The 10,152-nt window shown below is 71.1% G+C and carries 9 protein-coding genes; 6 read left to right on the forward strand and 3 right to left on the reverse strand.

The features are described from left to right. Positions 1-202 precede the first annotated feature (202 nt). The 4 genes from BKE38_RS06430 to BKE38_RS06440 are packed head-to-tail and all read left to right on the forward strand — an operon-like array spanning position 203 to position 3,153. Complete coding sequence (locus BKE38_RS06430) at positions 203-1,057, forward strand: outer membrane protein assembly factor BamD (protein ID WP_076956536.1); 855 nt, start codon at positions 203-205, stop codon at positions 1,055-1,057. 35 nt (positions 1,058-1,092) lie between these two features. Next, on the forward strand, positions 1,093-2,763 hold the full coding sequence (recN, locus tag BKE38_RS06435; RefSeq protein ID WP_076956537.1) for a DNA repair protein RecN: 1,671 nt from the start codon (positions 1,093-1,095) through the stop codon (positions 2,761-2,763). After that, on the forward strand, positions 2,760-2,933 hold the full coding sequence (locus tag BKE38_RS33790; protein WP_367595401.1) for a YHYH domain-containing protein: 174 nt from the start codon (positions 2,760-2,762) through the stop codon (positions 2,931-2,933). The genes recN and BKE38_RS33790 overlap by 4 nt, the downstream gene beginning before the upstream one ends. Next, positions 2,866-3,153 carry a hypothetical protein gene (locus BKE38_RS06440; protein ID WP_165694127.1) on the forward strand — a complete coding sequence of 96 codons (288 nt, stop codon included), beginning with the start codon at positions 2,866-2,868 and terminating at the stop codon, positions 3,151-3,153. Before BKE38_RS33790 ends, BKE38_RS06440 begins: the two co-directional genes overlap by 68 nt. Positions 3,154-3,189: 36 nt before the next feature. Here the strand turns inward: BKE38_RS06440 and BKE38_RS06445 are convergent, their stop codons facing one another. Continuing rightward, a complete protein-coding gene (locus BKE38_RS06445) occupies positions 3,190-4,290 on the reverse strand; it encodes a TRAP transporter substrate-binding protein (RefSeq protein ID WP_076956539.1) in 1,101 nt (366 codons plus the stop codon). Positions 4,291-4,432: 142 nt separating this feature from the next. Here BKE38_RS06445 and ligA point away from each other — a divergent pair, with 142 nt between their 5' ends. Beyond that, positions 4,433-6,652 (forward strand): NAD-dependent DNA ligase LigA, encoded by a 2,220-nt coding sequence (ligA, locus tag BKE38_RS06450; RefSeq protein WP_076956540.1) that lies wholly within the window; start codon positions 4,433-4,435, stop codon positions 6,650-6,652. Here ligA and BKE38_RS06455 read toward each other — a convergent pair. Both BKE38_RS06455 and BKE38_RS06460 read right to left on the reverse strand, forming a co-directional pair. Then, positions 6,603-7,397 (reverse strand): hypothetical protein, encoded by a 795-nt coding sequence (locus tag BKE38_RS06455; protein ID WP_076956541.1) that lies wholly within the window; start codon positions 7,395-7,397, stop codon positions 6,603-6,605. The two genes, ligA and BKE38_RS06455, sit on opposite strands and share 50 nt — an antisense overlap. Positions 7,398-7,402: 5 nt before the next feature. Continuing rightward, positions 7,403-9,214: an aminopeptidase P family protein gene (locus tag BKE38_RS06460; protein WP_076956542.1), complete on the reverse strand. Its 1,812-nt coding sequence runs from the start codon at positions 9,212-9,214 to the stop codon at positions 7,403-7,405. Between the two features lie 180 nt (positions 9,215-9,394). On the opposite strand from BKE38_RS06460, the gene BKE38_RS06465 reads away from it, so the two are divergent. After that, complete coding sequence (locus BKE38_RS06465) at positions 9,395-9,733, forward strand: DUF1127 domain-containing protein (RefSeq protein WP_076956543.1); 339 nt, start codon at positions 9,395-9,397, stop codon at positions 9,731-9,733. Positions 9,734-10,152: the final 419 nt, after the last annotated feature.

The following is a 10,152-nucleotide window of genomic DNA, read 5'->3' on the forward strand; positions in this document are numbered from 1 at the left end:
TGCCGGCCCGGGGAGGGGCCGGCACCCCCGAAACCGGCGCGGCACCCCCCGCGCCGGTTTTTTTTCTGGTTTTCGCGCCTCGATGGGCGCGAACGGGGAGGCGCAGCGGCGGCGCTGGCTGCACCAGACACATGTGGTGAACGCTAAGGTGAGGCCGCCCCCTTGCCGCCCTGCCCCTGCCGCGTGGTATAGAGCCAGCGCAATGCGCACCCGTCTGAACCGGACCCTCCGCCTGTCCCTGCTGCTCGCCGCGCCGCTCCTGGCCGGCGCCTGCAGCCAATGGGACGGCAAGGACGCTTCGCTGCGTCCCAGCTCGGCCGCCGCCGCGGCCAACCAGTCGCCGGAGGCGATCTATGCCGCGGGCATCGATGCCCTGCGACAGGAACGCTACCAGCAGGCCGGCGAGATGTTCGACGCGGTGGAGCGGGAACACCCCTACTCCACCTGGGCCACCAGCGCGAAGCTGATGTCCGCCTATTCCGACTACATGCGCAACCGCTACACCGAGGCCATCGGCGGGCTGGACCGCTTCATCCAGCTGCACCCGGCGCATCGCGACATCGCCTATGCCTACTATCTCCGCGCGCTCAGCTACTACGAGCAGATCGTCGACGCCGAGCGTGACCAGCGCGGCACCGAGACGGCGCTGGCCCAGCTGCAGGACGTGGTCAACCGCTTCCCCGACAGCGCCTATGCCCGCGACGCCCGGCTGAAGATGGACCTGGCGCGCGACCACCTGGCCGGCCGCGAGATGAATATCGGCCGCTTCTACCAGGCCCGCGGCCTCTATTCCGCCGCCATCGGCCGCTTCCGCCGCGTGGTCGACGACTACCAGACCACCAACCACGTGCCCGAGGCGCTGCACCGCCTGACCGAGATCTACCTGGCGCTCGGCCTGACCGAGGAGGCACGCCGCACCGCCAGCGTGCTCGGCCACAACTATCCGGGCAGCAGCTGGTACCAGGATTCCTACGCGCTGCTGGTCGACGGCTCGCTGCCCGCCACCCAGGGCGAGCGCCCCGGCTTCCTGTCCCGCGCCTGGAACTCGGTGTTCTGAGCCGCCACCTGGCCCCGCGCTGACATCCGGCCGCCATGCTGACCTCGCTCGCCATCCGCGACGTCGTCCTGATCGAGCGGCTGGACCTCTCGCTGGGCGCCGGCCTCACCGTGCTGACAGGCGAGACCGGCGCCGGCAAGTCGATCCTGCTCGACAGCCTGGGCCTGGCGCTCGGCCAGCGCGCCGAGGCGGGGATGGTCCGCAACGGCCAGGCCCAGGCCTCGGTGGCCGCCTGCTTCCACCTGCCGCCCGAGCATCCCGCCCGGCTGCTGCTGACCGAGCAGGGCATCGGCGCCGAGGACGAGCTGGTGCTGCGCCGCGTCGTCCAGGCCGATGGCCGCTCCCGCGCCTTCGCCAATGACGAGCCGGTCGGCGTCACCCTGCTGAAGCGTCTGGGCGCGCTGCTGGTCGAGGTGCAGGGCCAGCACGACCAGGTCGGCCTGGCCGACCCCTCCACCCATGCCAGCCTCCTGGACGCCTTCGGCGGTCTGGAGTCGCGCCGCGGCAAGGTGGCGGAAGCGTTTCGCGGCTGGCGCGCCGCCGACCGCGCCCTGCGCGAGGCGCAGGAGGCCATTGCCCAGGCCCAGCGCGACGAGGAATGGCTGCGCCACGCCGTCGAGGAGCTTTCTCTTCTCGCCCCGGTCGAGGGCGAGGAGGATGCCCTGGCCGCCGAGCGCCAGACCATGCAGCAGGGCGAGCGCCGGGCCGAGGCGGTGGCCGCCTCCCTGGCGGAGCTGCAGCCGCGTGACCGCCGCGGCAGCACCGGCCCCGCCGCCGCGCTGCGCGCCGCCGCCCGCGCGCTGGAGCGCCTGCCCGCCCCCAACGAGGAAGCCACCCCGATCCTGGCGGCGCTGGGCGCGGCGCAGGACGCGCTGGCCGAGGCGGAAGGCCTGCTGGAGCGGCTGACCAGCGAGCTCGGCCCCGATCCGCGCCGGCTGGAGGTGGTGGAGGAGCGGCTGTTTGCTCTCCGCGCCGCCTCGCGCAAGCATGCCGTCGCCGTGGTCGAGCTGCCGGGGCTGCTGCAGGACCTCTCCGCCCGCCTCGCCGCGCTGGATGCCGGCGCCGAGCGCGCCGCGGCCCTCGAATCCGCCGCCGCCGCCGCGCGCGCTGGCTATGTGCGGGAGGCCTCGGCGCTGACCGAGGCCCGCACCACGGCCGCGCGCAAGCTGGAGAAGGCGGTGGCTGGCGAGCTTGCCCCGCTGAAGCTGGAGCGCGCCCGGCTGCACATCGCGCTCGAGCCGCGCGACGAGCGCGCCTGGGCGGCCGATGGCCAGGACCGGGTCACTTTTCTTGTCTCCACCAATCCGGGCCAGAAGCCGGGGCAGCTGGAAAAGATCGCCTCGGGCGGCGAGCTGTCGCGGCTGATGCTGGCGCTGAAGGTGGTGCTGGCCCGCGGCTCGCCGGTGCCGACCCTGGTCTTCGACGAGGTCGACAGCGGCATCGGCGGCGCCACCGCCGCCGCCGTTGGCGAGCGGCTGGCCCGCGTCGCCGAGCGGCTGCAGGTGCTGGTGGTCACCCACTCCCCCCAGGTCGCCGCCCGCGGCGCGCAGCACTGGCGGGTGGCCAAGGGTGTCCGCGGCGACCGCGCCGAGACCCGGGTCGAGGCGCTGGACCCCGCCGCCCGCCGCGAGGAGCTGGCCCGCATGCTGGCCGGCGAGACGGTGACTGAGGCGGCGCGGGCGGCCGCGGATTCGCTGCTGCGGTGAAGCGGTCCACGCTACTGCCGAAGCCTGTCGGCCGCCGCGTCCTGACGTTGGCCATCGCGGGCGTCGTGGCGGCGTTCAGCCAGGCTGGACGCGCCGAGGCGCATGGCGGCCGGACCGATCGCAACGGCTGCCATAAGGAACGCGCCACCGGTCGCCGCCACTGCCACTGACATGGCGCGCTGCTCGAATTGCAGGGCCTCGGTGCCGGACGGGCAACTCACCCGCCAGAAGGTCTTCAAGGGCCATAACGGCCGCCGCAAGAACGGCTACCTGCTGATGTGCGGCAGTTGCGCGACGACGACGCAGGACAGCAATCAGGTCCTGGCGGTCATCGTGCTGGTGGGCATGGCGATCATCACCGTAGCGGTCATCGCCGTCCGCGGCTCCTGAACCGGGGAGGTTGCCCTCCCCGACCAAGCTCGAAAATTACCGGCGCGCCGAGAGCTGCGCCACGTAGTTGTCGAAGGTCAGTTCGGAAATCCGGTGCCACAGCCGCATGTCGTCGCGGCCTTTCGACCAGCTGGCATGGATGGCGGCGAAATCCGGGTTGCGGGCGACGATCTCGGCCTCCAGCGTCTCCCAGGTGCGGGCGCAGCTGTCCAGCATGTCGCGCGAGAAGCCGCGCAGCTTGGCGCCCTGCGCCACCAGCCGGCGCAGCGCCGCCGGGTGGTTGGTGTCGTAGCGCGCCACCATCCACTTGGTCGCCTCCGAGCAGGCCGAGCGGATCACCGCCTGGTAGTGCTTCGGCAGGTTGTTGTACTGCTCGAGGTTGCAGAAGAACTGGGTGTTGGCCGAGCCCTCCCACCAAGCAGGATAGTAGTAGAAGGGGGCGACGCGGACGAAGCCGAGCTTCTCGTCATCGACCGGGCCCAGCCATTCGACGGCGTCGATCGTGCCGCGCTCCAGCGCCGGATAGATGTCGCCGCCCGCCAGCTGCTGCGGCACGCCGCCCTGGCGCTCCAGCACCTGGCCGGCCAGGCCGCCGATGCGCATCTTCAGCCCCTTGAGGTCGGCCGCCGTCGGCACCTCTTTCCGGAACCAGCCGCCCATCTGCGCCCCCGTCGAGCCCAGCGGCAGGCCGAAGACGTTGAACTTGGCGAAGAAGGCGTTCAGCAGCTCGACGCCGCCGCCCTGGTACAGCCAGGCCTCCTGCTGCCGGGTGTTCAGCCCGAAGGGCAGCCCGGTCGCGATGGCGAAGGCTTCGTTCTTGCCGGTGTAGAAGAAGCTGGTGGTATGGGCGCATTCGATGGTGCCGGCCTGCACCGCGTCCAGCGCCTGCAGCGGCGGCGTGATCTCGCCGGCGCCGAAGACGCGGATCTGGAACTGGTTGTCGGTCAGCTCGGCGACGATGCGGGCGAAGACCTCGCCGGTGCCGTAGATGGTCTCCAGCGACTTCGGATAGGAGGAGGTCATGCGCCAGCGCAGCGCCGGGCTGGACTGGGCGATGGCCGGCATGGCCAGGGTCGCCGAGGCGGCGGTGGCGGCGCCGGCGAAGCCGGCTTGGCGGAACAGGGCGCGACGGCGCATGGGACGTTTCCGTGGTCTGGATCTTGCGTAGACGGCGGAGGAAGCACAACATTCCGCCTGTGACCAGCGCCATTTTATGCAATTCTTGCCCGCGTCGCCCGGCTGCTTCCAGCCGGCCGGCCGCTGCGTTAGGGGAGGCAGCATGACCGCCGCGCGCCCCATCGACAGCCTGCCCCTGGACCAGATCACCGAGGCCGAGGCGGCCGCCGAGCTGGCCCGCCTGGCCGAGCTGATCGCCACCGCCGACATCGCCTATCACCAGCAGGACCAGCCGGTGATGGCGGATGCCGAATACGACGCGCTGCGCCGGCGCAACGCGGCGATCGAGGCGCGCTTCCCGGCGCTGAAGCGCGCCGACAGCCCGAGCGAGGCCGCCCCCGGCGCCGAGCCCGCCGCCGGCTTCGCCAAGGCCCGCCATGGCACGCCCATGCTGAGCCTGGACAATGCCTTCTCCGCCGACGATTTCCTGGAGTTTGCCAAAAGCGTCCGGCGGTTCCTCAAGCTGCCGGCCGAGGAAGTGCTCGCCTTCGCGGCCGAGCCGAAGATCGACGGGCTGTCGGTCAACCTGCTCTACGAGAAGGGCGTCTTCACCCGCGGCGCCACCCGCGGCGACGGCACCGTCGGCGAGGACATCACCAGGAACCTGGAAACCTTCGCCTCGAAGATCCTGCCGCGGAAGCTGAGCGGCAACGCTCCAGACCGCATCGAGATCCGCGGCGAGGTCTTCATGTCGAAGGCCGATTTCCTGTCCTTCCATGCCGAACAGACCCGGCTGCATGAGGAACGCGAGCAGCGTCGCGAGCGTGGCGAGAAGGTCGGCGAGGCGATCCGCATCCCGGTCAATCCGCGCAACGCCGCCGCCGGCTCGCTGCGGCAGCTGAACCCGGAGATCACCCGCAGCCGGCCGCTGCAGCTGTTCGTCTATGCCCAGGGCGAATCCAGCGAGCCCGTCGCCGACACCCATTCCGGCTATCTGGCGCGGCTCAAGGAATGGGGTTTCTCGGTCAATCCGCTGTCGCGGCTGCTCGACGACGAGACGGCGGCAGAAACCTTCCAGGCGGAACTGGGGGAAAAGCGCGCGGGCCTGCCCTATGACATCGATGGCGTCGTCTACAAGCTGGACCGGCTGGACTGGCAGGGCCGGCTGGGCTTCGTCGGCCGCGCGCCGCGCTGGGCCATCGCCTGGAAGTTCCCGGCCGAGCAGGCCACCACCACCCTGCTGGACATCCAGATCCAGGTCGGCCGCACCGGCGCGCTGACGCCGCGCGCGGTGATGCAGCCGGTCAATGTCGGCGGCGTCATGGTGCAGCACGCGACGCTGCACAACGAGGACGAGATCGCCCGCAAGGATGCGCGCATCGGCGACACCGTGGTGCTGCAGCGCGCCGGCGACGTCATCCCGCAGATCGTCAGCGTGGTGCTGGAGAAGCGGCCGGCCGGCAGCACGCCCTTCGTCTTCCCCGACACCTGCCCGGCCTGCGGCAGCCATGCCGTGCGGCCGGAGGGCGAGGTGGTGCGCCGCTGCACCGGCGGGCTGATCTGCCCGGCCCAGACGGTCGAGCGGCTGAAGCACTTCGTCGCCCGCAACGCCATGGATATCGAAGGGCTGGGCGAGGAGAACATCATCACGCTGCACGAGGCAGGCCTCGTGAAGAGCCCTGCCGACATCTTCAAGCTCGAGCAGCATGCCGAGCAGATGCGCGGCTGGGAAGGCTGGGGCAGATCGGCCAAGGGGGCCGCGAGCAAGAAGGTCACCAACCTGCTCGCCGCCATCGACACCCGCAGGAAAGTGCCGCTGGAGCGCTTCATCTTCGCCCTCGGCATCCGCCGCATCGGCGAGCAGAACGCCAAGCTGCTGGCCCGCCACTACCACTCGCTGGCGCAGTGGCGGGAGAAGATGCTGGCGGCCACGGTGGTTGGCTCCGAGGCGCGGGAGGAGCTCGGCTCGATCCAGGGCATCGGCCCGGCCATCGCCACCGAGCTCGCCGATTTCTTCGCGGAAAAGCACAACCGCGAGGCGCTTGACGACCTGGCGCAGCAGGTGACGCCCGAGGATGCCGAGGACTTCTCCGCCAGCGACAGCCCCTTCGCCGGCAAGGTGCTGGTCTTCACCGGGACGCTGGCCGCCACCTCGCGCGACGAGGCCGAGGCGGTGGCCGAGCGGCTCGGCGCCAAGGTGACCAAGAGCGTCTCGAAGAAGACCGACTTTGTCATTGTCGGCGCCGATGCGGGATCGAAGGCGAAGAAGGCGGCGGAGCTCGGCGTCACCACGCTGACCGAAGCCGAATGGCGCGCCATGGCCGGGCTGTCGCCTATGCCGGAAGCGGCCCCGGAAGAGCCTCAGGACGAAGCGCCGGGCTGAGCAGCGCCGTCAGGCCCCACTCCAGCACGCCGATGGGGTCGCGGCCGCGCCCGGCCGAGACCAGGCCGCGATGCCCGGCGCGCACCACCCGGTGCCGGGCGCCGGGCAGCAGCGCCGAGGCCACCGAGACCAGCCCGTCATTCGGGCCCTGGCCTTCGCCCTCCATCCAGCGGGCCAGCGCCAGGTAGCGGCGGTCGGGCCCCACCGCCTCCTCCCCCACCGCCGAGCCGATGCAGAGCACCGGCAGATTCGCGGTCAGCGCCGCCACCGCCGCGGCATTCTCCTGCATCCAGCGGTGCCGGGCCGCGGTGGAGAGGTCTTCCAGCCCCTCCCCGGCGCCGAGGCCCGCCAGCTGCACCAGCGTCGCCAGGCCGCGCTGCAGCCAGGGCCGCGCCAGCACCGCATCCGCCACCGGCGAGCCGTAGAAGGGCGACTGCAGCGTCAGCAGCCCGCGGCAATGGCGCGCGGCGGCCGGGTCCAGGAGGGCGGCCAGCGATTCCAGCCCGCCCTTGCTGTGCGCCACCAGCAGCGCCGGCCGCTCCTCCGCCTGCAGCGCGGCGGCGATCCGCGCGGCGTTGTCGGCGATGCGGGCGGTGGTGGGCAGGGCCACGACGCTGGCCGCGGCGCCGGCCGCCTGCAGCCAGCGCAGCTGCCCGGCCATGTAGTCGAAGCCGAGCCGCACCATGCCCTCGCCCAGCAGCCCATAGGCCAGCAGCACCCGCTGGCCGCGCAGCGCCGCCGCCACGGCGCCTAGCCCTGCAGCGGCGCGCAGGCGGCGCGCAGCCAGGCGGCAGGTTCGGGCTCCAGCCCCGGCCCCACCTCGGCCAGGACGCGGGCGTGATAGGCGTCGATCCAGCGGATCTCCGCCGGCGACAGCAGGGAACGATCGATCAGACGGCGGTCATAGGGCGCCAGGGTCAGCGTCTCGAAGGCCAGGAACCGTTTCTTCTGGTCGGGCTGCGGCGCGGCCTCCTGCACCAGAAGGAGATTCTCGATCCGGATGCCATAGGCGCCGGGCAGGTAGTAGCCCGGCTCGTCCGACAGGATCATGCCCGGCTGGATGGCGATGGGCTTCGCCGCCCGGCTGATGCTGACCGGCCCTTCATGGACGGACAGAAAGCTGCCAATGCCGTGGCCAGTCCCGTGGTCATAGTCCAGCCCCGCCTGCCACAGCGGCGCCCGCGCCACGGCATCGATATGGTTTCCCGCAATGCCATGCGGGAAACGCAGGACTGCCAGCGAGATATGTCCCTGCAGCACCCGGGTATAGCGTTGCCGCAGCGCCTCGGGCGCCGGGCCAGGGCCGGTCCACAGCGTGCGGGTGACGTCAGTGGTGCCGTCGGTGAACTGCCCGCCGCTGTCGATCAGGAAGCACTCATTGGCCTTGATCCGCCGGTCGGTTGCCTCGGTGGCGCGGTAGTGGATGATCGCGCCATTCTCGCCGGCGCCGGAAATCGCCGGGAAGCTTTCGGCGCGGAACAGCGGCAGGGCACGGCGGAAACCGAGAAGAACCTCGGCCGCCTGCATTTCGGTCTTTCCCACCGCCTCAGCGTCGAACCAGGCCAGGAAGCGGGCCAGCCCCAGGGCGTCACGGCGATGCGCATTCCGCGAACCCTCCTGCTCCACCGGGTTCTTGCAGGCGCGCGGCAGGCGGCAGGGATCCTCGCCAGTCTGCACCCGGGCGCCGGCTTCGGTCAGGGTGGCGGCGAACCAGACCGGGGTGATCTCCGGATCGATCCGCACCCGCTTGCCCGCCAGCTTCTCCAGGCGCCCGGCCAGCGCGGCCGGCGGATGGGTGGCGACGGCATTGCCCAGGTGGCGGCGCACTGTCTCGTCCAGCTTCTCCGGCGCCATGAACAGCTCGACCGAGGCGTCGTCGCGCAGCAGGGCGCAACCCAGCGCCAGGGGCGTGTGCTCCAGGTCGCCGCCGCGGATGTTCAGCAGCCAGGCGACGGAATGCGGATCGGCCAGCACCGCGGCGGATTCGCCGGCGGCGCGCAGGCTGGCCGCGGCCTCGGCCCGCTTTTCCGCCGAGTCGCGGCCGGCGAATTCGGCCGGCTGCGGCACGGCGGCGGCCAGCGGCGGCGCCGGGCGGTCGGTCCAGGCGGCATCCAGCGGATTGGCCACCAGCGGCACCAGCGTGGCCCCCGTGCCCAGCTTGTCGATCGCCGATTGCGGATGCAGCCAGGGATCGAAGCCGATGCGCAGCCCGGCGGCGTGCTCGGCCAGCCAGTCCTGCGGCGGCTCCTCGGTCAGGTGACGGATCTGCCAGAACTTCGCGTCCAGCTGCGCCTGGGCCTGGGTGGTGTAGCGGCCGTCGGTGAACAACACCGCCTGGCTCGCGGTGACGATGGCCAGGCCCGCGCTGCCCGAAAAACCGCTGATCCAGGCCAGCCTTTCGCCGCTCGGGGGAACGTATTCGCCAAGATACTCGTCGCCGCGCGGCACCAGGAAGCCGTCGACGCCGGCGCGGAGCAGCTCGCGCCGCAGAGCCTGCAGGCGGCGGCCGTCCAAGGGTTGCGTCTCGGTCGGGGCAACGGCGTGTGTCACTTGGATGAGCATCCCGTTAAGAACATGTTTCCATAGGTACCGATGCGGCGAACGCATGGCTAGGCTTCTAGCTGAGCGCTGCTGTTTGATACGCCCGCAGATTACACCATGGCCACCGCAGAGGGGCGGGTGGTCGACGGCAAGAGCCAGTCCCACGGACTGCCCCGGCGCGTAGTGTTGGAACGCTAGACAATGGACGCCCGTATCACCAAGCCGGAGTTCGACTCCGCCATCCCCGCCGCCGCCGTGAGCATGAGCTCGGCGCAGGCTGTCGCCCTCGAGGCGATGCAGATCCGGGATGAGGCGATCGGCCAGTGGATCCGCAAGGCCGCGACCGCCGCCTTCCGCGCCGTCATCGAATTCCCCCGCCGCCGCCGCATCTATGACGAGCTGTCGATGCTGAGCGATCGCGAGCTGGCCGATATCGGCCTGAACCGCGGCGATATCCCGCGGGTCTTCGAGGAGAAGTTCGAGGCCCGCGCGCGCCAGGCCGCGAATGGCCTGCCGCAGGGCCGCGCCGCCGCCGCCTGAGGGCGGGGCGCCGGGGCGCTGGCCTCGGCCTGACGGAATGGCTTGCTGTGGGGCCGGTCCAGGCGGGCCGCCCCCGCAGCCTATTTCGCCGTGCATCTCCCGCCAGGGCAATCCCGGCGAATTGCGGCGTCAAAGCCGCAGGCAAGAAAAAAATGCTGCCTTCTCGCAACCCGGCGCCGTTTTCCGGGTTGTATGGCACAGAGACTACACGGACCGGCGCTTCCTCCCCCCCCCCCCCCCGCGCCCCCCCCCTCCCGCCCTCTCTCTTATACCCATCTCACCCCTCCGGCCCCCTTACGCCCCTACACCTTCTGTGGCGCTCCGCGCCGTGCTAAGAATACCCACATTATGAATAGATCTGCAACACTCAAAACGACTCAACCTCAACACTGCCACCTACATACTCACAGACACAACTT

The sequence above is a fragment of the Teichococcus deserti genome, assembly GCF_001982615.1.
Classification (GTDB): domain Bacteria; phylum Pseudomonadota; class Alphaproteobacteria; order Acetobacterales; family Acetobacteraceae; genus Pseudoroseomonas; species Pseudoroseomonas deserti.

Coding starts and splice junctions, on each gene's coding strand:
- BKE38_RS06430 (WP_076956536.1), top strand. CDS start 203: ATGCGCACCCGTCTGAACCGGACCCTCCGCCTGTCCCTGCTGCTCGCC.
- recN (WP_076956537.1), top strand. CDS start 1,093: ATGCTGACCTCGCTCGCCATCCGCGACGTCGTCCTGATCGAGCGGCTG.
- BKE38_RS06440 (WP_165694127.1), top strand. CDS start 2,866: ATGGCGGCCGGACCGATCGCAACGGCTGCCATAAGGAACGCGCCACCG.
- BKE38_RS06445 (WP_076956539.1), bottom strand. CDS start 4,290: ATGCGCCGTCGCGCCCTGTTCCGCCAAGCCGGCTTCGCCGGCGCCGCC.
- ligA (WP_076956540.1), top strand. CDS start 4,433: ATGACCGCCGCGCGCCCCATCGACAGCCTGCCCCTGGACCAGATCACC.
- BKE38_RS06460 (WP_076956542.1), bottom strand. CDS start 9,214: ATGCTCATCCAAGTGACACACGCCGTTGCCCCGACCGAGACGCAACCC.
- BKE38_RS06465 (WP_076956543.1), top strand. CDS start 9,395: ATGGACGCCCGTATCACCAAGCCGGAGTTCGACTCCGCCATCCCCGCC.